The 26059-nt window shown below is 73.5% G+C and carries 24 protein-coding genes; 8 read left to right on the forward strand and 16 right to left on the reverse strand.

What is annotated here, in order from left to right:
* Positions 1-45: 45 nt before the first annotated feature.
* The 4 genes from KBX06_RS01600 to KBX06_RS01615 form a co-directional block, all read right to left on the reverse strand.
* Entirely contained in the window at positions 46-981 is a 936-nt protein-coding gene (locus KBX06_RS01600) for a hypothetical protein (RefSeq protein WP_210832358.1), read from the reverse strand.
* The gene (locus KBX06_RS01605) at positions 971-1480 is read right to left on the reverse strand and encodes a SigE family RNA polymerase sigma factor (protein ID WP_210832359.1); all 510 of its coding nucleotides are present in this window, start codon (positions 1478-1480) and stop codon (positions 971-973) included. Before KBX06_RS01605 ends, KBX06_RS01600 begins: the two co-directional genes overlap by 11 nt.
* A gap of 164 nt (positions 1481-1644) precedes the next feature.
* Positions 1645-4695 (reverse strand): UPF0182 family protein, encoded by a 3051-nt coding sequence (locus KBX06_RS01610; protein WP_210832360.1) that lies wholly within the window; start codon positions 4693-4695, stop codon positions 1645-1647.
* Between the two features lie 190 nt (positions 4696-4885).
* Positions 4886-5899: a PDZ domain-containing protein gene (locus KBX06_RS01615; RefSeq protein WP_210832361.1), complete on the reverse strand. Its 1014-nt coding sequence runs from the start codon at positions 5897-5899 to the stop codon at positions 4886-4888.
* A 113-nt stretch (positions 5900-6012) separates the two neighbouring features.
* Here KBX06_RS01615 and KBX06_RS01620 point away from each other — a divergent pair, with 113 nt between their 5' ends.
* The gene (locus KBX06_RS01620; protein WP_210832362.1) at positions 6013-7317 is read left to right on the forward strand and encodes a zinc-dependent metalloprotease; all 1305 of its coding nucleotides are present in this window, start codon (positions 6013-6015) and stop codon (positions 7315-7317) included.
* Positions 7318-7581: 264 nt separating this feature from the next.
* Here KBX06_RS01620 and KBX06_RS01625 read toward each other — a convergent pair whose 3' ends face one another.
* Both KBX06_RS01625 and KBX06_RS01630 read right to left on the reverse strand, forming a co-directional pair.
* Complete coding sequence (locus tag KBX06_RS01625) at positions 7582-8196, reverse strand: hypothetical protein (protein ID WP_210832363.1); 615 nt, start codon at positions 8194-8196, stop codon at positions 7582-7584.
* A gap of 328 nt (positions 8197-8524) precedes the next feature.
* Entirely contained in the window at positions 8525-9055 is a 531-nt protein-coding gene (locus tag KBX06_RS01630; RefSeq protein ID WP_210832364.1) for a M48 family metallopeptidase, read from the reverse strand.
* A 538-nt stretch (positions 9056-9593) separates the two neighbouring features.
* On the opposite strand from KBX06_RS01630, the gene KBX06_RS01635 reads away from it, so the two are divergent.
* From KBX06_RS01635 to KBX06_RS01645, 3 genes are all read left to right on the forward strand, one after another.
* On the forward strand, positions 9594-9761 hold the full coding sequence (locus KBX06_RS01635) for a DUF5679 domain-containing protein (protein WP_012014940.1): 168 nt from the start codon (positions 9594-9596) through the stop codon (positions 9759-9761).
* Positions 9762-10139: 378 nt separating this feature from the next.
* Complete coding sequence (locus KBX06_RS01640; RefSeq protein ID WP_210832365.1) at positions 10140-11192, forward strand: TOMM precursor leader peptide-binding protein; 1053 nt, start codon at positions 10140-10142, stop codon at positions 11190-11192.
* A gap of 79 nt (positions 11193-11271) precedes the next feature.
* Positions 11272-12639 (forward strand): AarF/ABC1/UbiB kinase family protein, encoded by a 1368-nt coding sequence (locus tag KBX06_RS01645; RefSeq protein WP_210832366.1) that lies wholly within the window; start codon positions 11272-11274, stop codon positions 12637-12639.
* A gap of 364 nt (positions 12640-13003) precedes the next feature.
* Here the strand turns inward: KBX06_RS01645 and KBX06_RS01650 are convergent, their stop codons facing one another.
* The 3 genes from KBX06_RS01650 to KBX06_RS01660 form a co-directional block, all read right to left on the reverse strand.
* Positions 13004-13369 carry a WhiB family transcriptional regulator gene (locus KBX06_RS01650; RefSeq protein WP_210832367.1) on the reverse strand — a complete coding sequence of 122 codons (366 nt, stop codon included), beginning with the start codon at positions 13367-13369 and terminating at the stop codon, positions 13004-13006.
* Between the two features lie 129 nt (positions 13370-13498).
* Complete coding sequence (locus tag KBX06_RS01655) at positions 13499-13756, reverse strand: hypothetical protein (protein ID WP_210832368.1); 258 nt, start codon at positions 13754-13756, stop codon at positions 13499-13501.
* A gap of 127 nt (positions 13757-13883) precedes the next feature.
* Positions 13884-16046 carry an ATP-dependent DNA helicase UvrD2 gene (locus tag KBX06_RS01660; RefSeq protein WP_210832369.1) on the reverse strand — a complete coding sequence of 721 codons (2163 nt, stop codon included), beginning with the start codon at positions 16044-16046 and terminating at the stop codon, positions 13884-13886.
* A gap of 92 nt (positions 16047-16138) precedes the next feature.
* Between KBX06_RS01660 and KBX06_RS01665 the strand changes: the two genes are divergently transcribed.
* Complete coding sequence (locus tag KBX06_RS01665; protein ID WP_210832370.1) at positions 16139-16381, forward strand: mycoredoxin; 243 nt, start codon at positions 16139-16141, stop codon at positions 16379-16381.
* 93 nt (positions 16382-16474) lie between these two features.
* Here the strand turns inward: KBX06_RS01665 and KBX06_RS01670 are convergent, their stop codons facing one another.
* On the reverse strand, positions 16475-17785 hold the full coding sequence (locus KBX06_RS01670; RefSeq protein ID WP_210832371.1) for an MFS transporter: 1311 nt from the start codon (positions 17783-17785) through the stop codon (positions 16475-16477).
* 227 nt (positions 17786-18012) lie between these two features.
* Between KBX06_RS01670 and KBX06_RS01675 the strand changes: the two genes are divergently transcribed.
* From KBX06_RS01675 to KBX06_RS01685, 3 genes are all read left to right on the forward strand, one after another.
* Positions 18013-18993, forward strand: coding sequence for a helix-turn-helix transcriptional regulator (locus tag KBX06_RS01675; protein ID WP_210832372.1), 981 nt, complete (start codon positions 18013-18015; stop codon positions 18991-18993).
* A 72-nt stretch (positions 18994-19065) separates the two neighbouring features.
* Positions 19066-19302, forward strand: coding sequence for a DUF397 domain-containing protein (locus KBX06_RS01680; protein WP_210832373.1), 237 nt, complete (start codon positions 19066-19068; stop codon positions 19300-19302).
* Between the two features lie 213 nt (positions 19303-19515).
* Positions 19516-19791, forward strand: coding sequence for a hypothetical protein (locus KBX06_RS01685; protein ID WP_210832374.1), 276 nt, complete (start codon positions 19516-19518; stop codon positions 19789-19791).
* A 189-nt stretch (positions 19792-19980) separates the two neighbouring features.
* Here KBX06_RS01685 and nudC read toward each other — a convergent pair whose 3' ends face one another.
* From nudC to KBX06_RS01715, 6 genes are all read right to left on the reverse strand, one after another.
* Positions 19981-20919, reverse strand: a complete 939-nt coding sequence (gene nudC / locus KBX06_RS01690; protein WP_210832375.1) for an NAD(+) diphosphatase — start codon at positions 20917-20919, stop codon at positions 19981-19983.
* Positions 20916-22262, reverse strand: coding sequence for a pitrilysin family protein (locus KBX06_RS01695; RefSeq protein WP_210832376.1), 1347 nt, complete (start codon positions 22260-22262; stop codon positions 20916-20918). The genes nudC and KBX06_RS01695 overlap by 4 nt, the downstream gene beginning before the upstream one ends.
* Positions 22263-22376: 114 nt before the next feature.
* Positions 22377-23687, reverse strand: a complete 1311-nt coding sequence (locus KBX06_RS01700) for a pitrilysin family protein (RefSeq protein ID WP_210832377.1) — start codon at positions 23685-23687, stop codon at positions 22377-22379.
* 124 nt (positions 23688-23811) lie between these two features.
* Positions 23812-24000, reverse strand: coding sequence for a hypothetical protein (locus tag KBX06_RS01705; RefSeq protein WP_210832930.1), 189 nt, complete (start codon positions 23998-24000; stop codon positions 23812-23814).
* A 177-nt stretch (positions 24001-24177) separates the two neighbouring features.
* Entirely contained in the window at positions 24178-25509 is a 1332-nt protein-coding gene (locus KBX06_RS01710; protein ID WP_210832378.1) for a DEAD/DEAH box helicase, read from the reverse strand.
* Positions 25510-25733: 224 nt separating this feature from the next.
* A complete protein-coding gene (locus KBX06_RS01715; RefSeq protein ID WP_007464836.1) occupies positions 25734-25937 on the reverse strand; it encodes a cold-shock protein in 204 nt (67 codons plus the stop codon).
* Between the last annotated feature and the right edge of the window lie 122 nt (positions 25938-26059).

Genomic DNA, 26059 nt, shown 5'->3' on the forward strand with positions numbered 1-26059 from the left:
CCGGCGGCCGGCCGCCCGGACCTGGTGGCCCGGGCGGCGTACGCCTCAACGCAGCCAGTCCGCGATCGCGTCCACGGCCCGCCGGCTGTCGGCGTCGACCTGCGACCGGGTCGAGGAGGTGCCCTCCCAACCCTGCTCCCAGAGCACGGTCACCGCGTCGTCGACCCGGATCGCCCGGACCAGCCGGACCTCCTCGCCGCCCGTGGGGTTGCCGTCGACGTCCCGGGCCGGCGTCCGGATCTCGAACAGCACCGACCCGTCGCCGAAGCCGTCGTCGGCCAGCAGCCGCAGTCGGGAGGTCGACGCGTTGCCGCCGCCCACCCCCGGCTGCGCCGGACAGCCCCGCACCGCCGCCCGCAGTTCGCGGAGGAACTCGTCGGCCCGGCCGGGCCGGTAGAGGGTGACGGTGTTCGCGTAGCTGCCGTCCGGGACGTACCCCTTCGGGGTCCGCGGCAGCTTGTAGGTCAGGATGCGGGTGCGGCGCTGCACGATGCCGGCGTCGCTGCGGTAGCGGGCGTCGCACAACGCGGGCAGCGCCTGGGTGTCCCGGAAGACCGGCGTCACACCGGTCCGGTTCCCGGCGGCCTGGACGAAGAACGCCCCGTCCGGGACGCTGCGGGGCGGCGCGGCGGTGCTGCCCGCCGTCACCGTGGGCTTGCCCGTCGCCCTCGGCGAACCGCCGGTCGGGACGCCCGGTGCGGCCGTGGCGGGCGGCGGCGCGGGCACGGTCGGCGACGCCGGCACGGTCGCCGGTGGCCCGACGGCGGCTGGCGGCGCCAGCGGCCCGCGCTCCTCGGCGAGCACCAGCCCGGTACCGGTCGCCAGCCCACCGACCAGCAGTGCCGACCCGAGCGCGGCACCGGCCATCCGGAGCCGGGCCCGCCGGTCGACGCGCCTGCGCAGGTCGTCGGGGACGGCCAGGGTGTGTTCGTCGGCGTCCTCGGCGAGCGACCGGTAGAGCTCGGACAGTTCACGCGACATCGTTCGCCTCCAACTCCTCGGCGGGCAGGCCGGGCAGCAGCGTGGCCAGCCGCGCCCGCCCCCGCGACAACCAGGACTTGACGGTGCCGGCGGGCACCTGCGCCTCCCGGGCGATGTCCCGCACCGACATGTCGAAGAGGTAGTGCAGGGCGAGCGCCTGCCGCTGAACGGCCGGCAACCGGCGCAGCGCGCCCCTCAGCAGCACGGCGTCCTCGTTCGGCGGCGGCACCGGCTCGGGCGGGCCGGTACGGCTCAACGCCGCGCGCCAACGGTGCAACCGGCGCCACCGGTCGGTGGCGAGCCGGGCGACCACCAGCCGCAGCCACGCCTCCGGCGCCGGGTGGGCGGCCAGGCCGCCCCACTGCCGCCAGGCCCGGGCGTACGCCTCCTGCACCAGGTCCTGCGCCTCGGTGTGGTCACCGGCCACGGCGTAGCCGTAGCGGAGCATCCGTCGGGAAGTGCTCCGGTAGAACTCGTCGAAGCTCGTCGCGTCTCTCATGTCTTCGACCCACGCTTCCCGGTCGTTCCCGCCCTTGCAGGTGAGACGGTGCTGGAAGGCGGCGGGTTGCGGGTGCCGGACCTGTCGTCGTGAACACGACAGCGCCCCCGGCGTCGGGACCGGGTTCGGTCCGTGGGCCGGGGGCGCCGCGAGGGTCGTACGGGTCAGCCGCCCGGGGTCGGTGCGGCGCTGCCGCCCGCCGCCGGGGACGCCGGCGGGCTGGCACCGGGCGACGGGGACGCCGGGGCGCCCGCCCCCGGGGTCGGGGCGGCGGTGGCGGCCTGCTGGGCCTGCTGGAAGGCGGTGAGCGCCTCGTCGAGCGCCTTCAACGCGCGTCCGTACCGCTCGAAGTCGCCCGAGGTCTGCGCGGCCCGGACCTCGGCGATGGCGGTCTGGACGCGGTTCGCGGCCTCGGCCAGCTCGCCGGTCAGCGGAGGCGCGGACCCGCCCGGCGGGGTGCCACCGGCCGGCGGCGGCGGGGTGCCACCGGCGGGCGGCGGGGTGCCCGGGGAGGCGGCCTGCTTGCCCTGCTCGATGAGCTGCTTGATGCCGTCCGACACGCTGTTGGCCAGCACCACGTAGGAGCCGCCGTCGCCGTAGGACATCAGCACCCGCTGCAACAGCGGCGGCGCGTTCTGCGCGGCGGTCTTCACGTAGACCGGCTCGATGTAGAGCATGCCGTCGCCGAACGGCAGGGAGAGCAGGTTGCCGTACTGCACCTGGGCCTGCTGGGACTGGAGCAGGTTGAGCTGCTGCCGGATGTTGGCGTTGTTGGTCATCGACTGGTGCACCTGCACCGGGCCGGAGATCCGGGTCTGGTCGGGCAGGTCGAGCACCTCGAGCCTCGGCTGCCCGTCCACGTACGAGCCGGAGATCAGTGCCGCGAGGTTCTCCCGGCCGTTCGGGGTGACCGCCGAGGTGAGCTGGAAGCGCGGCGACTCCTGGCCCGGGAACTGCGTCAGGAGGTAGTAGGGCGGCTGCTTCTGGTCGGTGTCGGGAGCGTCCGGCACGTTCGGCACCTGCCAGAAGTCCGTCTCGGAGTAGAAGGCGCCCGGGTCGGTCACGTGGAAGCGGGTCAGCAGGTTGCGCTGCACCTTGAACAGGTCGGCCGGGTAGCGGAAGTGCTCGGCCAGCTCCGCCGGGGTCTCCGCCTTCGGCACCACCAGGTCACCGCCGAACGCCTTGTTCCACGCCTTGAGCACCGGGTCGGTCTCGTCGAACTCGTAGAGCCGCACCGTGCCGTCGTACGCGTCGACGGTGGCCTTCACGGAGTTGCGGATGTAGTTGACGTTCTCCCGGGCGAGCTGGAAGGTGCCCCGCCCGGTCAGCTCGTCGGCCGTCTGCTCCTGGAGGTTGACCCGCTCGGCGTACGGGTAGGTCGCCGCCGTGGTGTAGCCGTCGATGATCCACTGGATCCGGCCGTCCACCACCGCCGGGTACGGGTCGCCGTCGAGGGTGAGGAACGGGGCGACCTTCTCCACCCGGTCGCGGGGGTTACGCACGTAGAGCAGCTTCGAGTTGTCGTTGACCGCGTCGGAGAGCAGGAAGTTCGACTCCTGCTCCTTGATCGCGTAGAGCAGCCGCCGGGGGAACGAGCCGATCTCGACGCCGCCCTCGCCGGTGTAGGTGTAGGACTCACCGCCCTCGCCGACCGGGCGGTCGAACTCCGCCTTCCGCTCCGGGTCGCTCTGGCCGACGATCGCGTAGTCGCTGGCGTCCATCCGCTCGCCGTAGTAGATGCGGGGCTGCTGGGCCGCGATCTGCTCGGTCTGCGAGGCGCACTGCTCGGTCGTCTGCTGGCCCTGCTCCTTCTGCTGCTCCTGCGGGTCGCCGAGGAAGCCGGAGACGAAGAAGGGCTGGCCGCCGCAGACCACCCGGTTGCCGGGCGCCGCCACCAGTCCGTAGCCGTGGGTGTAGACGGTGTGCCGGTTGATCCAGGTGTTCTGCTGGGGGGTCAACTGCCGGTAGTTGACCTCGCGCAGGCCCACCACGTAGTCCTGCACCCTGCCGTTGACCCCGTACCGGTCGACGTCCAGCTTCTCGCCGAAGTCGTAGAACTGCCGGACCTGCTGGCGCTGGGTGTACGTCTCGGAGACCAGCTGCGGGTCGAGCAGCCGGATGTTCGGCACCACGGAGGTGTCGGTGGCGAGGCTCGCCGGCGGCCTCAGGTTGTTCGCCGCGTACGGCGTGGTGGTGGCCGCCTCCAGGCCGAACGCCGCGCGGGTGGCCGTGATGCTGCGCTCGATGTAGGGCGCCTCCTTCTCCTTCGCGCTGGGCTTGACCTCGAAGGTCTGCACCGCCCAGGGGTAGATGCCGCCGATGGCGACGGCGGAGACGCCCAGCAGGGCCAGCGAGATGCCCGGCCAGACCAGGTTCCGCATCCAGGCGTTGGAGAAGACGATGATCGCGATCGCCACCACGATGGAGATGTAGGCCAGGATCTCCTTGGCCGGCAGCAGCGCGTTTACGTCGGCGTAGCCGGCGCCGTAGACGGGGCCGTTGCCGTACTCCAGCAGCATCGCGCGCCGGTCCAACACGTACGCGAGCGCCTTCAGCAGGACGAAGACCGCGACGAGCGTGCTCAGGTGGGCCCGGGCGGCGTTGGTCATCCGGTCGCCGACGCCCTGGAGCCGTACGCCACCGAAGATGTAGTGCACGGCGAGCGCGCCGATCACGGAGAGCACCACCGCGGTGAAGCCCACCCCGAGCAGATAGCGCAGGAACGGCAGTTGGAAGACGTAGAAGCCGACGTCGATGCCGAACTCCGGGTCGTCCACGCCGAAGTCACCGCCGTTGCGGAAGAGCAGCCACTGGTTCCACCGGCTCTGCCCCGACAGCCCGGCGAAGAGGCCGACCACGGCGGCGACCAGCGCGATCCACAGGCCGAGCCGGGGGCTCAGCAGCATCCGGTAGCGCTCCAGGGTGGCCTGTTCCGGCGAGTGCGGGCGCATCCGGGGGCGCAGCCGCTGGGCCAGCCAGAGGTTGCCGCCGACGATCAGCGCCATGCCCAGGCCGACGACGAAGAAGAGCAGCAGCCGGGTGGTCAGCACCTCCGTGAAGACCCTGGTGTAGCGGACCTCGTCGAACCACAGCCAGTCCGTCCACGCCTGGACACCCCAGCCGAGCAGGGTGAAGAGCACGAACACCCCGACCAGGACACCGATCGTGACGCGTCCGCGTCGGCTCATCCTCGGCAGGGGGCTGCTGCTCTTCATGACCACTGTTGGCTCCGCACGCTCGATGTGATCGGCTCCGACCAGGCACCCAGAGTACGGGGTGTTCCTGAACGTGTCGGTCCAAGGTCACGCGCAGCCGCGCCGGACGGCAGGAGCGCCGACGTACGGGCGGCGGCGCACACCCCGCCGGGCCTCGCCCCGCCCGCCGGGACCGCCCGTACGCCCGGGGTCAGCAGCGGGTCGGCTGGCCCCCGGCACGCAGCGTCTCCAGTGCGGTCAGCGCCTCGTCCAGCGAGCCGACCTTGAGCAGCGGCAGCCCGGACTGCGGGTTGCGTACGGCCTCGGCGCAGTTCGCCGCCGGCACCAGGAAGGCCCTCGCGCCCGCGTCCTTCGCACCCACCAGCTTCTGGGCGATGCCGCCGATGGGGCCGACCTGCCCGGAGTCGTCGATCGTGCCGGTGCCGGCGATGATCTTCCCGCCGGTCAGGTCCGCCGGGGTCAGCTTGTCCACGATGCCGAGGGCGAACATCAGGCCGGCGCTCGGCCCGCCGATGTCCTCCAGGTCGATGTTGAGGGTGAAGGGGTGCGGCTGCTGCTGCTCGATCTCCACGCCGATGCGGGGCCGGCCGTCCTGCTCCCGGCTGGTGACCGTCGCCGTCGTGGCGACGCCGCCGCGGGTGTAGCCGATCTCCAGCGCGGTCCCGGCCGGCTTCGCCCGGATCAGCTCCGTGAGGCGGGTGGCCAGCGGCACCGGCTGCCCGTCGACCGAGGTCAGCACGTCTCCGGGCCTGAGCGCACTGGCCGCCGGGCCGTCGGCGGCGACCGTCTTGACCACCACCTGCACCGGGTAGCCCAGTTCGCGCAGGGCCGCGGTCTCCGCGCTGGTCTGCGAGGCCTCGAAGTCCTCCGCGTTGCGCTCCTCGACCTCCTCGCGGCTCTCCCCGGGTGGGTACACCAGCTCGCGCGGCACCACCGCCTCGTCGGCGGAGAACCAGCCCTGGATCGCCGAGCGCAGCTTGACCGAGGGCTGCACACCGACCGTGGTCAGCCGGAGCTGCCCGGCGGAGGTGGACGTCTCCCGGCCGGTGATCTGGATGACCTCCTTGCCGTTCTCCTTGCCCAGCGTGTCGACGGTCGGCCCCGGGCCGAGCACCACGTACGGGATGGGCGCGCCGAGCACGCCGATGCTGAGCAGAGCGGTGAGCAGAGCACCGAGCAGGACGGTCACGCCGCGACGTCTCATGCGGCAGAGCGTACCGACCGGGATCGGGGCCGCCGGTGGGTGAATCGCGACTTCGCCCTCAGCGCAACGCCAGCGGCAGCTACCTGGGGCGCGGCGCGCGTACCGTAGACGTCGTGCCTGATATTCCGTTCGGTTTCGCGCTCCCGGGTGGGCAACCACCAGACCCCAACGATCCCGCGCAGATGCAGCAGTTCATGTCGCAGTTGCAGCACCTGCTCTCCGCGTCGGGCAGCGGGCCGGTCAACTGGGACCTGGCCCGGCAGGTGGCCGCCAGTCAGCTCGCCGCCTCGGGCGATCCGGCGGTGTCGCCCTACGAGCGCAACGCGGTCGAGGAGGCGTTGCGGCTCGCCGACCTGTGGCTGGAGCCGGCGTCCGCCCTGCCCTCGGGCATCCAGACGTCACCGGCCTGGAACCGCAACGAGTGGATCTACAAGACGCTCGACGTCTGGCGCAAGCTCTGCGACCCGGTCGCCAGCCGGATGGTCGGCGCGATGGGCGACCTGGTGCCGCCGGAGGCGCGCGCCCAGCTCGGTCCGATGCAGTCGATGGTGGCCACCCTCGGTGGCGCGCTCTTCGGCGGCCAGCTCGGCCAGGCGCTCGGCTCGCTCGCCGCGGAGGTGCTCTCCGCCGGCGACATCGGGCTGCCGCTCGGCCCGGCCGGCACGGCCGCGCTGATCCCGGCCAACATCCGGGCGTACGGCGAGGGCCTGGAGCTGCCCGAGGACGAGGTGCGCCTCTACGTGGCCCTGCGCGAGGCGGCCCACCAGCGGCTCTTCCAGCACGTGCCGTGGCTGCGCGGGCACGTGCTCAACGCCGTGGAGATGTACGCCGCCGGCATCCGGGTCAACCGGGAGGCGATCGAGGAGGCGATGGGCCGGGTCGATCCGACCGACCCGGAGTCGATGCAGGCGATCGCGCTGGAGGGCATCTTCACGCCGGAGGACAGCCCGGCGCAGAAGGCGTCCCTGGCCCGCCTGGAGACCGCCCTGGCCCTGGTCGAGGGCTGGGTGTGCCACGTGGTCGACAGCGCGGCGAGCGGCCGGCTGCCCAACGTGGTGAGCCTCGGCGAGGCGTTCCGCCGCCGCCGGGCCGCCGGTGGCCCGGCTGAGCAGACCTTCGCGGCGCTGGTCGGCCTGGAGCTGCGTCCGCGTCGGCTGCGCGAGGCGGCGGCGCTCTGGGCGGCGCTGACGGAGCACCGGGGCATCGCCGGCCGGGACGCCCTGTGGGGCCACCCCGACCTGCTCCCCTCCGACGACGACTTCGCCGACCCGGTGGCCTTCGCGATGTCCGAGTTCGACCTCGACGAGTTGGAGAACTTCGACTTCAGCGCGCCGGGCGGCCCGGAGGAGAAGGCTCCGGGCGAGCCGGAGCAGAAGCGCCCGGACGACGGCACCGAGGGCGACGACGCCCGACCCTGACCCGTCGCCGACGAGGCCGCCCGACCCGCCCCAGGGACCGGCGCCCCTCGTCGGCGGCCAGGCGGCCCTGCTCGGCGACCGGCGCCCCCGGCCGGGTTTCGGTCAGCGGTGGTGGTCCCGGTCGGCGGCTCGGCCAGCAGCCAGGCCCCGCTTGCGGAAGGTGTCCAGCACCTCGCCCTCGGCGTCGACCTCCGCAAGGCGGACCAGATGGTCGCCCGTGGCCCGGCCCGGTCAGCGAGGAGCTTCCCCGGTCGGCGGCTCGGGTCAGCGGGACGGGGCGGCGCCGGAGAGCAGGGCGCGGGTGGTCTCCCAACCCTCGACCGCCGGGTCGAGGAAGGCCAGGTCGCCGGGCCCGCGCAGGCGCCGCCAGGCCGGGGTGACCGCCAGGTCGCCGGGTCGCGGCGCCGCCGCGCGCACGGCCGCGGGCCGCGCGGTGTCCAGGTCCAGCGCCGGCAGCCATGCCGGTACGGGCAGCCGCACGGCCACGCCGAGCAGCCCCGGTCCACCACCCTCGACCGGGGCGACCGCGACGGGCCGGGTGGTGAGCGGGCGCAGCAGCTTGCCGATGGTCAGGCCCGGCACGTCGGGCGCGTCGCCCGCGATCACGGCCGCCTGGTCGTAGCCGGCGCCGGCGAGGGCGGTGAGGACGGCGTTCGGCGTCGCCTCGGGCACCTCGTACACGGCCGTGTCCGGCCAGACCACCGCGTCGGCCAGCCGCCGGTCGGGCGGGGTGACGGCGACGGCCGTCTCCACCTCGTTGAGCGTGGCGAGCAGGTCGACCACGTCCTCGGCGAGCGCGGCCCGCCAGTCCACCGGGTCGACGCCGGGCGGCGCCCAGGCCACCGGTCCGAGCAACGCCACCACCACACGTCGGGCCACCCCACGACCCTAGCCGGACCCCGCACGAACCACGGCGTCGCCCGAACGGACGGCCGTCGACGGGCGGTGGAGGCGGCGTCGAAGGCGGCGTCGAAGGCGGCGTCGAAGGCGGCGTCGAAGGCGGCGTCGAAGGCGGCGTCGAAGGCGGCGTCGAAGGCGGCGTCGAAGGCGGCGTCGAGATCTTGGTAGGAACGGATCCCTGGAGGGGCCGTCTCCTACCAAGATCTTCGCCGGCGGGTCTGGGACGGCAGGGGCCGGGCAGTAGGGCCCGGGCAGTAGGGCCGGGGCGGCGGGGGCCGGGGCGGCGGGCGGGGATGCCTCGACGGGGTCAGTCCGTCAGCGGGGTGCCGGAGGCCGCCGCGACACCCTCCAGGTAGCCGCGCGCCCGCTCGGTCTTCGGGTAGCGCGCGACGAGCGCCCAGAACCGGGCGTTGTGGCTGGGCACGATGAGGTGTGCGAGCTCGTGCATGAGGACGTAGTCGATCACCCAGTCGGGCATGTCCCGAACGCGGTGCGAGATGCGGATCGTGCCGTCGGCCGGGGTGCAGGACCCCCACCGGCCGTTCTGGTTGGTCACCCAGCGGACGCTCGTCGGCACGGCCTGTGTGCCGTGCTCGGTGAGGTAGATCTTGATCAGGCGGGTGGCCCGGGCGAGCAGCTCGGCGTCGGACCGGGCGAGTCGCCCCTCCCTGGCGGCGAGCCGGGCGAGCATCCGGTCGACCCACTCGCTCTCCTCGGCCCGGGAGAACTGGTCGGGGATGAGGACGACGACCCGCTCGCCATCGCGGTACGCGGACACCGTGCGTCGCCGACGCTGGCTGCGCCGCACCTCGACGACCGGCTTCCGCGCCCCTGCCATCAGCGGGCCGCGCAGCCTCGGATTCCTGTCACGAAGGAAAGCTAATGCGTACTGACCAGGGGTCCGCAAGGGTCAACACCCGGACACCCGCCCGGAAAATGGTGATTGGTCGGACGGAGTCCCAAAAAATCTTCTGCCGGGCCGCGCCGAATCGTCGCCGTCACCCTTCGTGGCGGCCGTCGGCGGGTACGACGGGCTCGCACCGGTGGCCGGGGTCGGGCCGCATCCCCACCGTAGGTGATCTCCGTAGCGGGCGCAGCTCGGGGTGCCCCGCTCGGGGCATCTGACCGGGTTCGGTCGGCGTGTCCCCGCCAAACTGACTTATCAGACGTAATTCGCCATGCACACTCTCGACGTCGACTTGCTCACAGTGACGAAGCACAGCTGACATGGAACCGCCCAGACCTGGGTAGGGTCCGCGCACCAGCGGTCACGAGCGTGGCCGTGGGAGAACGACCCAGCGCCGGTGCCCGAGTGGCCCGCCGCCGGGAACCCCGCCGGGACGGCATCGGCCGGCGGACGAGACGAGGAGGGCACCGTGGCCGACCAGGCCCAGACCTACAACGGTTACTGCGTCAAGTGCAAGGAGAAGCGGGACTTCGAGGGCCGCGTCGAGGTGTCGAAGACCGGGATGAACATGGCCAAGGGCAAGTGTCCGGTCTGCGGCACAACAGTGAACCGCATCCTGGGCAAGGCGAAGGTCTGACCTGAACGGATGCGTCGGAGGGGGCGGCCGTCGGCCGTCCCCTCCGGCATGAAAACGCCTGATCCGCCGCCGCCCCGGGCCGCGGACTCACCCCGACCGCCCGCCTGCGCACGGGCGGTGCACCAGCTCCCGTCGCACCGACGCACGAGCCGGCGCCCAGCCCGGCGCACGCGGTTCCCGCCCAGCCCGGCGCACGCGGCCCCCACCCAGATCGGCGCACGAGGTCCCATGCCGGGCGCCCGCCGCTGTCGGCTCGCCGACATGGTTACCGTCGAGTTGTGGATAACCCGGGTTTTCCTGTGGACAGCCCTGGACAGGGCACGGCCCATCTGTGGATAACGATCGACGGTGAGCACGGTCACGGTCACGATTCGTGTCATGTCCCGTGCCACGCTCCCCCGGCCCACCCTGCTGCCGGGCCTCACCAGGCTCTGGCGGAACCGCCACACCCTGCAACTCGGCGTCGAGCCCGGCCGCGCCGTGCTGCTGGAGATCGCCGACCCCCGGGCCGCCCGCCTGCTCGACCTGCTCGACGGCACCCGCAGCGAGCGGATCGTCCTGGCGCACGCCGTCGCCGCCGACGTGGCGCCCGACGAGGCCCGTACCCTGCTCGACGCGCTGCGGGCCGCGGGCCTGGTCGTACCCGCGCACACCCTGCTGCCGAAGGACCTGGCCGGTCCGCCGCGGGCGCGGCTCACCGCGGAGGCCGGGGCGCTCGCCCTGGCCTCGGCGCGGCTGCCCGGCACGCCCGCCCAGGTGCTGCGCCGGCGGCTGGCCGCCCGGGTCATGGTCAGCGGCACCGGCCGCCTCGGCGCCCCCCTAGCCCTGGCGCTGGCCCAGGCCGGGGTAGGGCACGTGCACGCGGACCTGGCCGGCCCGGTGCGGCCGGCCGACCTGGTCGGTACGGGCATCCCGGCCGCCGCGCTCGGCCGTCCGCTCGCCCAGGCGGTACGCGACGCCGTCGAGCGGGCCGCTCCCGGCACGGGTACGGCCCCGCTCCGGCGGGGGCGGGTCGACCTGGTCGTCCAGCTCGGTACGGACCGACCGGCCGCCCTGCTCGCCGCCGGTCACGCCCAGCGCCGCCAGCCGCACCTGCTGCTCGGCCTCCGGGAGGGCGTGCCCGTCGTCGGTCCCCTCGTCCACCCGCCCGCCGGGCCCTGCCTGCACTGCCTCGACCTGCACCGGACGGACCGGGACCCGGACTGGCCGGCGCTGGCCGCCCAGCTCGCCACGGACACCGGCGAGCAGGCATGCGCCACCGCGACCCTCCTGGCCGCCGCCGCGTACGCGACGGCCGAGGCACTGGCGCAGCTCGACGGGGGTACGCCGGAGACCCTGGGCTGCGCGGTGGAGATCGCCGGGGCGGGACGGTTCCGCCGCCGAACGTGGCCGCCGCACCCCTCCTGCGGATGTTCCCGACGACACCGGTGACGCCTCCCGAGGGCGGGGCCCGGCACCCAGCCCGACGGCAGAGCAGCCGTGGGCCCCCGGAGTCGGTAACAATGACCGGGTGACCGACATCCCGCGCCGGGCCGTGTCCCGGACCGCCAAGCTCGCCGCTCTGCCGCTCGGCTTCGCCGGGCGGACCGTCCTCGGCATGGGTAAGCGCGTCACCGGGCTCGCCTCCGACGTGATCTCGGCGGAGATCCAGCACCGCACCGCCGAGCAGCTCTTCAGCGTGTTGGGGCAGCTCAAGGGCGGTGCGATGAAGTTCGGCCAGGCGCTGTCGGTCTTCGAGGCCGCCCTGCCCGAGGAGATAGCCGCCCCCTACCGGCAGGCTCTGACCAAGCTCCAGGAGGCCGCGCCACCGCTCCCGGCGGCCACCGTGCACAAGGTGCTGGCCGAGCAGCTCGGCCCGGACTGGCGGGACCGGTTCGTGGAGTTCGACGACACCCCCGCCGCGGCGGCCAGCATCGGTCAGGTGCACCGGGCGGTGTGGCGGGAGCCGGGCTACGGCGCGTCGGGCGCGCCGAACACCCGTGAGGTGGCCGTCAAGATCCAGTATCCGGGTGCCGGTGACGCCCTGCTCGCCGACCTCAAGCAGCTCTCCCGGCTCGGCGGGATGTTCCGGGCCATCCAGCCCGGCCTGGACGTCAAGCCGCTCCTGGCGGAGCTGCGCGAACGGATCACCGAGGAACTCGACTACGAGTTGGAGGCCGAGTCGCAGCGCGCCTTCGCCGCCGCGTACGCGGACGATCCGGAGATCCACATCCCGGCGGTGGTCTCGGCGTCGCCCCGGGTCCTGGTCACCGAGTGGGTCGAGGGCACCCCGCTGGCGGAGATCATCCGCGAGGGCACGGAGGAGCAGCGCGACGAGGCCGGCCGGCTGATGGCCATCCTGCACCTGTCCGCGCCGCAACGGGCCGGGCTGCTGCACGCCGACCCGCACCCGGGCAACTTCCGGCTGCTGGCGGACGGCCGCCTCGGCGTGATCGACTTCGGCGCGGTGGCCCGGATGCCGGAGGGCACGCCCGAGCCGATCGGGCGCATCGCCGGGCTGGCGCTGCGGGGCGACGCCGACGGGGTCGTGGCGGGCCTGCGCGCGGAGGGCTTCATCTCCTCCACTGAGGAGATCGACGCCCAGGCGGTGCTCGACTTCCTGCGTCCGATGCTGGAGCCCATCGCCGCCGACGAGTTCCGGTTCACCCGGGCCTGGCTACGCGCGGAGGCGACCCGGTTGGCCAGCCCTCGCTCTCCCGCCTACCAGTTGAGCCGCCAGCTCAACCTGCCGCCGTCGTATCTGCTCATCCACCGGGTGACGCTCGGTTCGATCGGCGTGCTCTGCCAACTGGAGGCGAAGGCGCCCTACCGGGGCATCCTGGAGCGCTGGCTGCCCGGCTTCGCCCCGTCGGCTGGGCAGCCCTCCGCCGGCGGCTGAGCAGCCCTCCGACGCGGCGGCTGAGCAGCCTGGACGACCGCCCGGCGCGGCGGCACAGGGCGTGGGGCGCACTGAGGGGCGGTGGCCGGCTTCCGGCCACCGCCCCTCAGCATTCGGTGGGTATCAGAGAACGCCCAGGTCGCGGGCCGCTCGGTTGCGGCTGTTCATGGCGACGGTACGGGCGGAAAGGGTTGCCTCAGTGCGCGTGGTGGTACGACCGGCCTGAGGCCGGCGCATTCGGGCCCGGGACAACGCTTCGTGGAGTAGTTGCATCTCGGCGACTCCGTCAAGGATGTTCAGCATGGTCGTCAGCTCTCTCGTCGCCGGCGTGACACCGGCGTGGGTGGGTTGGGTCGGGTGCATGTCAGGCCGCCAGCCGGACCGCGGTGCGCGACTCGGACAGCCCGCTGGCCGCCAGTCGCGCCTCGGCCTCGACCCGGAGCGCCGCGTCGCGGGCGACGTCCTCCTTGCGCGGACGGCCCCGGGGCCGCTTGCGCGGGACGACCGCGCCACGCTCGAAGATCTCGCCGCCCCACACGCCCCAGGGCTCGGCCCGCTCCACCGCCCCGGCCAGGCACTCGACGCGCAGCGGGCAGTCCCCGCAGAGCGACTTGGCCAGCTCGAGCTCGGCGGGCGAGTCGGAGAACCACAGGTCGGGGTCGAACTTCCGGCAGGGCAGGTTCGCCTCCACTTCGACGCTCACGTCGAGCGGGGCCAACGCCAGACTCATCGCCCGGTCACCTCTCTCTCACTTCGATCTCGTGGATCGCATTTCCGACGTACTTGACGGGCAAAAAACTGAGGCCGCGGATCCCGGTAGCGGGTTCCGCGGCCTCGAGGTGAGCCGGTGGTCTGTGGATCAGACCGGTCTACCTCGAGGTGGAACTCCGCGGACGTCCATGTGACGCTTGGCAGCATCGACGCCCTTGCCCGTGAAGCCACTGGTGCCCTGGATCCCGTTCGGCGCGACGGCGAGGACCAGCTCGGCCTGAGCCTCGACCCGGTGCACCTGGGAAACCGACGGTCGCGCAGTGGCGAGGGCCACCCGGACAGCCGACAGCGGAGCGACGACAGCGGGTAGCGCCGCCGGACGCTCGCAGATGTAGACGATCTCCATGGGGGCCACCTCCTCTGACGTTCACTCGTGCCGATACGGTCTCCAACCCCCGTGAGCAGCCAGAATGGCGCTGCTCGCGAGGTGTGTCATGAGGCTATTCCTCGCCACCGGGCGAGGGCAAACGAATTTACGGCGGAATTTCGAAAGTTTTCTCCGGGCAGATCTCGTCGACCGCCGCGCCCGCCACCAGCGCCAGCACCGCCTCCCCGTAGAGGCCGAGTTTCCGGGGCCCGATGCCGGCGATGGCGATCAACTCCTCCGCCCGGCCGGGGCGCCGCTCCGCGAGCGCGACCAGGGTGGCGTCGGTGAAGACCACATAGGCCGGTACCCGCTGCCCGCCGGCCACCCGCTGGCGCCACTCGCGCAGCCGTTCGTGCAACTCCTCGTCGATGTCCGAGGGGCAGGTGGGGCAGCGACCGAGCTTGCGGTCCGGCCCGGCGAGCAGGGTGGCGCCGCAGATCCGGCAGGAGACGATCTGGGTGCGGCGGCGCTCCGACCGGCGTGCCGCCGGAGCAGCCCCGGCCCGCTCCGCCCCGCCCGAGCGGTCGAGCTGCGGCAGGAACCGCGAGGGCCGCCGGGCCCGCCCGCCCGGGGAGCGGGCCGAGGCGTACGACAGCCAGAGCCACTCCCGCGCCCGGGTGACGCCGACGTAGAGCAGCCGGCGCTCCTCCTCGACCTGTTCGACGGTCTTGGCGTACGTGGTGGGCAGGGTGCCCTCGGAGAGACCGACCAGGAAGACCGCGTCCCACTCCAGGCCCTTGGCGGAGTGCAGCGAGGCCAGAGTCACCCCGTCGACCGTCGGCACGTGCTGGGCGGCGGCCCGGCGGGCCAGTTCGTCGTTGAAGTCGGCCAGGGTGACCGGGCGCTCAACCGAGGCGGCGGGCCCGATCGGCAGCACCTGCGGGGTGGCCGCGTACTCCTCGGCGAGTTGCACCAGCGCGGCGAGCGCCTCCCACCGCTCGCGGGCTGCGCCGCCGGCCGGGGCGGCGTCGGGGGCCCAGCCGACCGCGGTGAGCGCCTCCACCACGGCGGCGGGCAGCGGGGTCTCCCCGGGGATCGACCGGGTGGCGGCCCGCAGGGCGACCATCGCCTGCCGGACCTCGGCCCGCTCGAAGAACCGCTCCGCCCCCTGCACCACGTACGGCACCTGCGCCTCGGTCAGCGCCTTCTCGTACGCCTCGGACTGCGCGTTGGTCCGGAACAGCACGGCGATCTCCTTCGCCGGGGTGCCGGCGCCGACCAGGGCGCGGCAGCGGGCGGCCACGGCGTTGGCCTCGGCCGGCTCGTCCGTGAAGATCCGCAGCTCCGGCTCGGGGCCGGGCGGGCGCTGGCCGACCAGTTCCAGGCGCAGCCGCGCCTCGGCGCCGCGCGCCTGGGAGATCACCGCGTTGGCCAGCCCGACGACCTGTGGGGTGGAGCGGTAGTCGCGCACCAGCCGGACCACCGTCGCGCCCCGGTACCGGCGCGGGAAGTCGACCAGGTAGGACGAGGTGGCCCCGGTGAACGAGTAGATCGTCTGACTGGCGTCGCCGACCACGGTGAGGTCGTCCCGCCCGCCCAGCCACGCGTCCAGCAGCCGCTGCTGAAGCGGGTTGACGTCCTGGTACTCGTCGACGACGAAGTGCCGGTACTGGGCGCGGACCTGCTCGGCGACGTCCCGGTGCTCCTCGATGCCCCAGACGGCGGCGCGCAGCATGTCCTCGAAGTCGATCACTCCGTTGGACCGCTTGAGCCGCTCGTACGCCACGAAGACCTCGGCGACCCGGGCCGGCTCGTGCGGGGTGTCCCGCAACGCCTTGGCCGCCGCGACGACGTACTCCCCCGGTTCCACCAGCGACGACTTCGCCCACTCGATCTCGCCGGCGAGGTCGCGCGCCGCCGCCCGGTCGGTGCGCAGGCCCGCCTTGGCGGCGGCGAGGGTGACCAGCCGGACCTTGCTGTCCAGCAGCTCGGGCATGGCCCGCCCCGCCAGCAGCCGGGGTGCGAAGTACCGCACCTGGCGCAGCGCCGCGGCGTGGAAGGTGCGGGCCTGGACGCCACCCACCCCGAGCGCGGTGAGCCGGGCCCGCAGTTCGGCGGCGGCGCGGGCCGTGAAGGTCACCGCGAGCACGTGCCGGGCGGAGATCTCTCCGGAGAGCGCCCGGTGGGCGATCCGGGAGGTGACGGCGCGGGTCTTGCCGGTGCCGGCGCCGGCCAGGACGCAGACCGGGCCGGCGGGGGCGGTCACCGCCGAGCGCTGCTCCGGGTCGAGCCCGGCGAGCACGCGTTCGGATGCTGAGTGAACCGCCACAGCGAGGAATTGTCTCAGCTCCACCGAACGTTGCAGCGGTTAGCCTGGGCTTGATCGGCAAGCCGCCACGCGGACCGTTGGAGGACCTGACCATGCTGACGATGTATTCCACCCCCTGGTGCGGCTACTGCCACCGGCTGAAGTCGCAGCTCGACCGGGAGGGCATCGGCTACGAGGTGGTCGACATCGAGCAGGACCCGAAGGCCGCGGAGTTCGTGATGAGCGTCAACGGCGGCAACCAGACCGTCCCGACGCTGCGTTTCGCCGACGGCAGCGCCCTGACCAACCCCTCGATCGTCCAGGTCAAGCAGCACCTGGCGACGATCGACGCCTGACCCTACGCGTCACCGACGACGAGCGGCCGCCCCATCCGGGTCGGCCGCTCGTCGCGTACCACCGGGGCGGTCCCGGCGACGAGGCCCGGCAGCTCAGCGCCCCGGGCTCGGTGGGGTCGTGCCGACCACCTCCTGCCCCCCGGCCTCGGTCCGCTGGCCCCCGGCCGGGTGGGCGGGGGTGAAGCCGTCGGCGGGCCGGCGGGGGGCGGGGATCCGGACGGGCGGCGGTGGGCTGAGCTTGCGGCCCTGCCAGAGGTAGCCGCCGGCGAGCAGGGTGACCACCCCGATCAGGGCGAACAGGACGCGGTAGTCCAGCACCCCGACGAGCAGGGCCCCCGCGCCGATGGAGAGCGCCTGTGGGCCGCTCACCACCGCCTCCGAGGCAGCGGCGACCCGGCCGAGCAGCCCCGGCGGGGTGCGCCGCTGGATCAGCGTGTGCAGCCCGACCATCGTCAGCGGCAGCGAGACGCCGGCCAGCAGCACCGCGACGAAGCCGAGCCAGAGGTTCGGGTACACCAGCGCCAGCGAGGCCGGCCCGAAGAACGCCACCCCGGCGGCGAGCGTGCCCACCTCGCCGGCGCGGCGCACCACGGCCGGGGAGAGCAGCCCACCGACCAGGCCGCCGACGCCCTGCACGGTGACCAGCACGCCGACGAACGCGGCGTCGCGGCGGAGCCCCTGGTCGACGTACGCGAAGATCAGCGACTCGCTGAAGCCCATCGCCAGCGACCCCAGCCCGTAGCCGAGCAGCGCCCGGCGCAGCGCGGGCTCCCCGGCCAGGTGCCGCAGCCCGGCGCCCACCTCGGCCGGCCAGCGCAGCCCGGCCCCGGTTCGCGGTGTCTCCGTCGTCCGGATCAGGCCCACCACGACGGCCGCCGACAGGAAGCCGACCATCCCGATCACGGCCAGCATCCAGCCGCCGACCGCGGCATAGAGCCCGGCGCCGGCCAGCGGGCCGATCAGCCGCAGCCCCTGGCGCACGGTCTGCAGCACGCCGTTCGCCTCGGCCAGCAGTTCCACCGGCACGAGTTGGCGGATCAGGCCGCTGAGCACCGCGCTGAGGGTGATGTACGACAGGCCGTACAGGGCCGCGACCACGTAGATGATCCACACGTCGGTCCGGTCCCGCACCACGAGAAGTGGGGTGAGCAGCACGGCCGTCGCCAGGTTGGCCGCCACGAAGAACGGGCGTCGGGGATAGCGGTCGACGATCCATCCGACCAGCGGGGCCAGGGTCATCGGGGCGATGACCGCGAAGATGGTGGCGCCGGCCAGCCCGTCCGATCCGGTGAGGTCCTTCACCCAGATGGCGAGGGCCAGCAGCAGGATCGACTCGGCGGCCATGCTGGCTAGCAGGCCGCCGAAGAGCAGACGGAAATCCGGGCGGCGCAGGACGGTGCGCATGGGGTCCCTCCGGCGGGGGTGGTGCGCGGCATGGCGCGGTCGGGGGTGACGCGGGCGGGCCGACGGCGTCGTACGGGACGTCGGGCCCTTCCACGGTCCTCATTTTTTGCGAGACACGCCCCCACCGGGACCTCCGGCGGGAGGCGCGCCGTCCATACTGGCCGTGGGGGGCGAATTTCATACAGTTACCGTCGCGTCTGCGGCGGTCCACGGGAAAAGAGGACGTCGTGCCTCCTGCCTCACCCAGCCCCATCCTGCGCCGCCGCAGGTTGGGCACCGAACTGCGCCGGCTGCGCGAGGTCGCGGGTCTCACGGGAGACCAGGTCATCGAGCGGATCGGCTGGGCGTCCGCGTCCAAGTTGTCCCGGCTGGAGAACGGCCGCAGCCGCCCGGACCCGGACGACGTCCGCGCGCTGCTCGATCTCTACGGCGCCGACGAGGCGCTGCGCCGGGAACTCCTCGGCATCACGCAGGAGGCCGGCGACATCCGCGGCTGGCTGCGGAACTTCCCGGTGATGACCCAGCAGCAGCGCAGCTTCGCCGAGTTGGAGGCGGGCTGCGCGGAGATCTCGGAATACAACCCGGTCCTGGTGCCGGGCCTGCTCCAGACGCCGGGCTACGCGTCGGTGCGGATCGCCTCGGCCCGGCAGGTCGGCGAGGAGGCCGGCGATCCGGAGGCCGGCGACGAGATCGACACCGAGGTGCGGGCCCGACTGGCCCGTCAGTCGCTGCTGACCCGCGCGGTCGACGCGCCCCGCTACACGGCGGTGCTGGAGGAGGCGGCGCTCGGCGGCCGGGCCGGGCCGCCGGAGGTGCTGCGCGAGCAGCTCGTGCAGCTCTGCGAACTGGCGATGCTGCCGAACGTCACGCTGCACGTGCTGCCGCGCGACACCCAGATCGGCAGCTGGTACCTCCCGCCGACCGCGTTCTCGGTCTACCGGTTCGCGGATCCGCTCGATCCGGAGACGCTCGCGATCGAAGGGGGGTTCACCGACGTCATGTCGACCGAGGTAAACGCCCTAAATCGCTATAAAGTGGTGTTCGAGTGGCTATGCACGGCGGCGCTCTCCAAGTCGGACACCCGCTCCTGGCTCATCGAGGCGACGGGGCGGCTGCCCGGCACGGCGACCGCGCCCGCGGTGACGTACGGGTCGACAATGGCGCCGACCCAGCGTCGCCGGCACTCCGGGCGCCTGACGGAGCGGTGAGCACGGGGGACCACCGTCGGGTCGTGCGGCGCCACTCGTTCCATCGGAGCAGTTCACCTCAGGAGTGGCACGATGAACGAGATCCGCAACACGACGTCCGTACTCGCCCAGCTCGCGGACGCCCCGTGGCGTAAGAGCACGCGCAGCCAGACCTCGAACTGTGTCGAGGTCGCGCCACTGAGGACCGGACCGGCCGCGGTGGCCCTGCGCGACAGCAAGGACCAGGGTGGTCCGGTGCTGCTGTTCAACCGGGCGGGCTGGCTGGGCTTCATCACCGGCGCGAAGGACGGACAGTTCGATCTGAACTGATCCGTCGAGATCGCGGGGCCGCCGGCAGTGTGCCGGCGGCCCCGTCGTGTCTGCCCCGCCCCACCCCGCCGACCAGGCATCCGCTGATCGGACGAGGCTCCGGACCAATCGTCGCGTTTGACTTGATGGAACGACCACGCGGCGTAACATGACGACAGAGTGACGTGGAACTTCCACCCGTTCCCCACCGTCGCGACTCATCCGGAGACCCGCATGCGGTTCCTGATCGTTCGCACCGACATCCGCGCCGCCGCAGACGTGGACATCGCCGCCGCCTGGGCGTGCGGTGGCCGCCTGCGGGACGAGACCACCGCACCCGAACCGCGCCGCCAGATCGTGCACGCCGAGGAGCGCGACGCCGCGCTGCTGCTGGCCCGGGCCCTCGCCACGGTCGGCGCGGTCCGCTCCGGAAGGCAACGGGTCAAGGTGCTCCCGCTCGACGAGCCGGGCGGCGCGCTCCGGGCCGCACCCGACGACCGCGGCAGCTGACCCGCACCCAGACGTCCGTCGTGGTCGGGCCGGCTCCCCCGCCGTGTTCCTTGCCCCAGCCGACCACGACGGCCCGTGTTCCCGGTCCGTGACCGTCGCGGCAACGGCGGCCACGGGCCGGGACCGCACGACCTCCCGGCCACCGACCCGACCTGCCGACGGTCCGGGCCACCACAGGCGGCACCCGGTTCAGCAGTGCCCGTCGAGCCAGCGGTGGATCAGGAAGAGCGCGATCGACGACGGCGGCGGCAGCACCAGCCGGGCCCCGCCGACCTCCACCGGCCGTCCCGCCAGGGCCGTGCCGATCTCCCGGCGGGAGAACCACCGGGCGTACGCGATCTCCGTCGGGTCCACCTGTACCGGATGCTCCGGATCCGCGGTGGCGAGGAAGCCGAGCATCAGCGAGCCGGGGAACGGCCAGGCCTGGCTGCCCGCGTACGCGACGTCCTCGACCGGGACGCCGACCTCCTCGCGGACCTCGCGCAGCACGGCGGCCTCGGCCGACTCCCCCGGCTCGACGTAGCCGGCGAGGCAGGAGAAGCGCCGCTCGCCCGTGGTGTGCGGCCAACTCGCGTTGTTGCCGAGCAGGCACCGCCCGTCCAGGCCCGCGACACCGTCGTGCACCAGCACGATCATCGCGGGATCGGTACGCGGCCAGGTCCGCTCCCCGGCCGGGTCCACCCGGGACCAGCCGGCCTCGTCCACCTCGGTCGGGTGCCCGGTGGCCGACGAGTAGCGGTGCCGCAGGTGCCAGTTGACCAGCGCCAGCGCGGTGGTGAACAGCCCGGCGTCGCGGTCGCCGAGCAGGTGCCCGACCTCCCGCAGATGCGCCGCCCGGGCCCCCGGCACCGCCGGCAGCGGGGCGTCCACGGCGAAGACCGGCACCCCGTCCGGCTCGACGCCGAGGAACATCGGTGCCGCCGGCTCGGACAGCCCGGCCGGGTCCAGCAGCACCAGCGTCGGCGGCGACGTGTCGGTACGCACCAGGGCCCGGCCACCGTCGCCGGAGTCGAGCACCAGCACCCTCGCCTGGCTCCACGCCCGCGCCAGCCACCCCGGGTCGGTACGCCGGTGGGCCGCCCGATCCAGGGTGGACCGGGCCAACGGCGGCGCGGTCTCCCCGTTCACGGCCGGGCCGGCTCGGTGGTCACCGGGGCCAGCGTCGCCAACTGCGACCCGATCCGTTCGGCGTCACCCAGCACCACGGTGACCGCCCCGGCCGGGGCGAGGTAGCGCGCCGCCGCCTCGGCCACGTCCGCGACGGTCGCCTTCGCCAGCCGTGCGGCGTGCTCGGCCAGGAACTCCAGGCGCAGCCCGCTGCCGGCGTACGCGCTGGTCAGCGAGGCGAGCCCGGCCTGGGTGGACATCCCGAGCTGGAGCGTGCCGAGCGCGTACTGGCGGGCCTGCTCCAACTCGTCCTCGCGGGGCGCGACGGTGGCCAGCCGCCCGAGTTCGTACGTCGTCTCCAGCAGCGCCGGCCCGGTCACCTCGGTGGCCACGTCGACGGCGGCGACCAGCACGGACCCGGCCACCGAGTGCTCGACGACGGAGTGCCCCCCGTACGTGTAGCCCTTGTCCTCCCGGATGTTCTCGATCCAGCGGGAGGAGAAGTAGCCACCGAAGATCAGGTTGGCCAGTTGCAGGGCGGCGTGGTCGGGGTGGGTGCGGGGCACCCCCGGCAGGGCCATCCGCAGCGAGGACTGCACCGACCCCGGCCGGTCGACCAGCAGCAACGGCCCGGGCTCCAGCGGCGGGGCGGGCGGCAGGTCGGCGGTGTGCCCGGCGCCGTTCCACCCCGACAGTGCCTTCTCGGCGGCGTCCAGCGCCCGCTCCGGCTGCACGTCACCGACCAGCACCAGCACCGCGTCGGCGGGGTGCACCCGCTGGGCGTGCAGGGTCCGCAGCACTGCGGGCCGGACCGCCCGGACCGTCTCCGCCTCGGGGGTCTGCACCGCGTACGGATGCGTGCCGTAGACCCGCCGGAGCAGGGCGGTACGGGCCAGGTGCCCCGGCTGGCTGCGGGCCACCTGGATCCGGTCGACCAGCCGGTCCCGCTCGGTGGCGACCTCGTCGTTCGGGTAGCTCGCGTCGGTCAGCACCTCGGCGAGGATCTCCAGCATCCGGTCCAGCCCGGTGACCAGCGCGGCGCCGGAGAGCATCAGCCGGTCCGGGTCGATCCCGGCGGAGAGCCCGCCGCCGACCTTCTGCAACTCGGCCGCGATCCGCACGCCGGACATGGTCCGCGTGCCGGAGAGCAGGGTCTGCGCGAGCATGGCGCCCCGGGCGAGGTGGGCGCGGCCGAACGGCATCCACAGCCGCACCTCCACCAGCGGCACCGCCGGCCGGCGTACGGCGATCACGGTCAGTCCGTTGCCCAACGTGCGCTCGGCCTGCCTCGGCAGCTTGAGCCTGCGGGTGGGGCCGAGCGGAGGCAGCGCCCGGGGCGCGGCCGGTGCGGTTGCCGTCGTCACTGGCCACCCTCCGTTCGCGACTGCGGGGCTCGCAAAACCGGCTCACTCCTCGCGCTCACTGACCACCCTCCGTTCGCGACTGCGGGGCTCGCAAAACCGGCTCACTCCTCGCGCTCACCTGTTACCTCCGGGGATGACCTCGATGGACGCGCGGCGTTCGGGCCGCAGGGTGGCCGCGGCGGCGCGGACCTGTTCGTCGGTGACCTCGCCGACGAGCCGGGGCAGGTCGTTGAGCAGCCCCGGATCGCCGCGCTGCTGCTCCAGCACGGCCATCTGCAACGCCCGGCCGAGCACCGCGTCGGTGTCGCGCAGCAGGTGGGTAGCCATCCGGGCCTGGGTGCGGGCCAGTTCCCCCTCGGCCACGCCGTCGGTGGCCAGCCGGTCGAGTTCCTCGTCGATGGTGCGCAGCACCTTGTCCACGTCCCCGCCCGGGGGCAGGTGCGCCTGGAGCAGCAGCGCCGTCGGGTCCCGCACGTCGAACGGGTCGCCCATGAAGCCGACGTAGCCGCCGAGGCTGGTCACCGCCCGGTCGCGCTGGACCAGCCGCTCGACCAGCCGGGACGCGTCGCCGTCGGTGAGCACCTCGGCCAGCACGACGTACGGCAGGTAGGCGGCGAAGTCGGTGATCGGGTCGGGCACCCGCCAGGCGCCGGCCACCGCCGGCAGCGGGGCCAGCTGGTCGGTGTACGAGGTGCGCCGCTCCTCGGTCAGGTCGGGTTCGGTGAAGTCGGGCCGCTGCGGGGCGGGACGGGCCGGCACGTCGCCGAAGTGCCGCTCGATCAGCGTGGTCGCCTCGGCGACGTCGATGTCGCCGCCGACCGCCAGCACCGCGTTGCCGCTCGCGTAGTAGCGGCGGAAGAAGTCGGCCGCGTCGGCGACGGTGGCCGACTCCAGGTCGACGAAGGAGCCGTAGCCGTCGTGCGCGTTCGGAAAGGTGTCGAACAGCACCGGCGGCAGGGTCAGCCAGGGAAAGCCGCCGTACGGGCGGTTGAGCACGTTGACCCGGATCTCCTCCTTGACCACGTCGACCTGGTTGCGCAGGTTCTCCTCGGTCAGCCGGGGGCCGCGCATCCGGTCGGCCTCCAGGAACAGCGCCCGTTCCAGGGCGTTGCTCGGCAGGGTCTCGAAGTAGTCGGTGTAGTCCAGGTGGGTGGAACCGTTGAAGGTGCCGCCCGCTCCCTGCACGTGCCGGAAGTGCGCCAGCTTCTCCAGGTTCTCCGAGCCCTGGAACATGAGGTGCTCGAAGAGGTGGGCGAAGCCGGTGCGCCCCTCGGGCTCGGAGCGGATGCCGACGTCGTAGACGACCGCCACCCCGATCACCGGGGCGCTGCGATCCGGGGTCAGCACCACCCGCAGGCCGTTGTCGAGGGTGAACCGCTCGACCGGGTACTTCGTCGCTGGAATTCTCGATCTCCGGGCCGCCACGGGATCGACCCTAGCGCGTCGGCACCCCCGCCACGGGTGACCTCGATCCGGCGGCGCCGGGGCGTGCTGGACCAGGCGGGTCGAAGCCGGGTACGTCTGCGCGCGCGGCGACCACGGGCCCCGGTCAGCCGGCGGTGGTGGCCGGCAGCTCCGTCGGGCTGCGAAGCTCGACCGGAGCGGCCGGCGCGGCCCCGTCCGGGGTGGCGTGCCACGGCGTGAACACCGCGACCACCGCGAGCAGCAGCCCGGCCAGCGCCACCGCGAGCACCAGCGACAGTTCCCGCGCCGCGCCCGTGCCGGCGTCGCCCACCATCGTCATCCCTCCCATGCCGGGCGGTGCCGCCCGGGTCTTCCCCCGCCCATCAGCTTCCACCACCAGCGGCGGCGGAAACAGTCGCCGATCGGACGCAACATCCGCTGATTACAGACTCAGCCGGCTCCGGGCAGGGTCGCCCGGAGCCGGTGGGAGGAGCAGGAGGAACAGGATCGGTCAGGAGGTGTGCGGGGCGCGGGGACGCCGCGAGCGGCGGGGCCGGCCGGAGGCGCGGTGCGGAGCCCGGCCACCCTCACCGCCGCGGCCGGCCGACCGACCGTTGGCGGACCCGGAGGGGACGGCCTGCGGCGCGGGCGGCGCGATCGTCACCGGCACGCCGGACGGCTCCCGGGCACCGGTCACCCGAACCAGGGCGTCGTCGCCGGAACGCACCTGGACGGACTCGGGACGGATGCCGGCGGTCGACATCAGCCGGGACACGTCCCGGCGCTGCTCCGGCAGGACCAGGGTGACCACCGTGCCGGACTCCCCCGCCCGGGCGGTACGCCCACCACGGTGCAGGTAGTCCTTCGCCTCGGTGGGCGGGTCCACGTTGACCACCATGTCCAGCCCGTCGACGTGGATGCCCCGGGCCGCCACGTCGGTGGCGACCAGCGCCGTCACCTGCCCGGTGCGGAACTGCTCCAGGATCCGGGTGCGCTGCGGCTGCGACTTCCCACCGTGCAGGGCGGCCGCGCGTACCCCCTTGGACAGCAACTGGCGGGCGAGCCGGTCGGCGCGGTGCTTGGTGCCCATGAACAGGATGGTGCGGCCCTCGCGGGCGGCGATCCAGGTCAGGGCGGTCGGCTTGTCGGCCGCGTCCACGTGCAGCACGTGGTGGGTCATCGCGGTCACCGTGGCGGTGCCCGGGTCGACCGAGTGCGAGACCGGGTTGCTCAGGAAGCGGCGCACCAGGCGGTCCACGCCGCCGTCGAGGGTGGCCGAGAAGAGCATCCGCTGCCCGTTCGGGGCGACCTGCTCCAGCAGCTTGGTGACCTGTGGCAGGAAGCCCATGTCGGCCATCTGGTCGGCCTCGTCGAGCACCGTGATGCCGACCTGGTCCAGCCGGGCGTCACCACGGTTGATCAGGTCGTGCAGCCGGCCGGGCGTCGCCACGACCAGCTCGGCGCCCGAGCGCAGGGCGTCCGCCTGGCGTTGCAGCGAGAGCCCGCCGACGACGGTGGCGCAGCGCAGCCCGACGGCGCGGGCGTACGGGTCGAGCGCGGTGGTGACCTGCTGGGCCAGCTCACGGGTCGGCACCAGCACCAGGGCCAGCGGACGGCCCGGACGGGCCCGGCGGCCGGCGGTGCGGGACAGCAGGGGAAGCCCGAAGGCGAGCGTCTTGCCGGAGCCGGTGCGGCCCCGGCCCAGCACGTCGCGGCCGGCCAGCGAGTCCGGCAGGGTCGCCGACTGGATCGGGAACGGCTCGGTGATGCCCTGGGCGGTCAGCTCGGCGAGCAGCGCCGGGGCCAGCCCGGTGAGGGCGAACGAGGGTACGACAGTGGTCATGCGGAAGCCTTCCTCGACGCGGCACGTGTCGAGGGAGGGCGCCGGAGGCGGCGCTGTCACCGGCGGAACAGGCCGCGGGTGACTCACAAGCACGAACCGAAAGTGGTACGGGGCCCCGGCCCGCCGCCAGCCGCCGCCTGCTCACGCAGGTCGACGGGGCGACGGACCGGTCCCGTCACCGCACCCGGAGGGCGCGATGGGTGTTACCTGGAAGATCCGAAGATCTACAGCGGGCGGATGTTCTCCGCCTGCGGGCCCTTCTGGCCCTGGGTCACCTCGAACTCGACCCGCTGGTTCTCGTCCAGGCTCCGGTAGCCGGAGGACTGGATGGCCGAGAAGTGGGCGAAGACGTCGGCGCCGCCGCCGTCCGGGGTGATGAAGCCGAAGCCCTTGTCAGCGTTGAACCACTTGACGGTGCCAATAGCCATTTTTGTTTCGTCTCCTTGACGGAACGTCGAACCCGCACTTGTTGCGGGCTCGAAGAGGAGCGCGCCACGCGGAACTGCCTGGCTCGCTTGTCGCTTCTGGTCGCCCCGCCCGGAGAACTCCG

The organism is Micromonospora sp. C31, from assembly GCF_018070575.1.
In the GTDB taxonomy this organism is placed as follows: domain Bacteria; phylum Actinomycetota; class Actinomycetes; order Mycobacteriales; family Micromonosporaceae; genus Micromonospora.

Coding starts and splice junctions, on each gene's coding strand:
- KBX06_RS01600 (WP_210832358.1), bottom strand. CDS start 981: ATGTCGCGTGAACTGTCCGAGCTCTACCGGTCGCTCGCCGAGGACGCC.
- KBX06_RS01605 (WP_210832359.1), bottom strand. CDS start 1,480: ATGAGAGACGCGACGAGCTTCGACGAGTTCTACCGGAGCACTTCCCGA.
- KBX06_RS01610 (WP_210832360.1), bottom strand. CDS start 4,695: ATGAAGAGCAGCAGCCCCCTGCCGAGGATGAGCCGACGCGGACGCGTC.
- KBX06_RS01615 (WP_210832361.1), bottom strand. CDS start 5,899: ATGAGACGTCGCGGCGTGACCGTCCTGCTCGGTGCTCTGCTCACCGCT.
- KBX06_RS01630 (WP_210832364.1), bottom strand. CDS start 9,055: ATGGCAGGGGCGCGGAAGCCGGTCGTCGAGGTGCGGCGCAGCCAGCGT.
- KBX06_RS01640 (WP_210832365.1), top strand. CDS start 10,140: ATGTCCCGTGCCACGCTCCCCCGGCCCACCCTGCTGCCGGGCCTCACC.
- KBX06_RS01650 (WP_210832367.1), bottom strand. CDS start 13,369: ATGAGTCTGGCGTTGGCCCCGCTCGACGTGAGCGTCGAAGTGGAGGCG.
- KBX06_RS01655 (WP_210832368.1), bottom strand. CDS start 13,756: ATGGAGATCGTCTACATCTGCGAGCGTCCGGCGGCGCTACCCGCTGTC.
- KBX06_RS01665 (WP_210832370.1), top strand. CDS start 16,139: ATGCTGACGATGTATTCCACCCCCTGGTGCGGCTACTGCCACCGGCTG.
- KBX06_RS01670 (WP_210832371.1), bottom strand. CDS start 17,785: ATGCGCACCGTCCTGCGCCGCCCGGATTTCCGTCTGCTCTTCGGCGGC.
- KBX06_RS01680 (WP_210832373.1), top strand. CDS start 19,066: ATGAACGAGATCCGCAACACGACGTCCGTACTCGCCCAGCTCGCGGAC.
- KBX06_RS01685 (WP_210832374.1), top strand. CDS start 19,516: ATGCGGTTCCTGATCGTTCGCACCGACATCCGCGCCGCCGCAGACGTG.
- KBX06_RS01705 (WP_210832930.1), bottom strand. CDS start 24,000: ATGGTGGGCGACGCCGGCACGGGCGCGGCGCGGGAACTGTCGCTGGTG.
- KBX06_RS01710 (WP_210832378.1), bottom strand. CDS start 25,509: ATGACCACTGTCGTACCCTCGTTCGCCCTCACCGGGCTGGCCCCGGCG.
- KBX06_RS01715 (WP_007464836.1), bottom strand. CDS start 25,937: ATGGCTATTGGCACCGTCAAGTGGTTCAACGCTGACAAGGGCTTCGGC.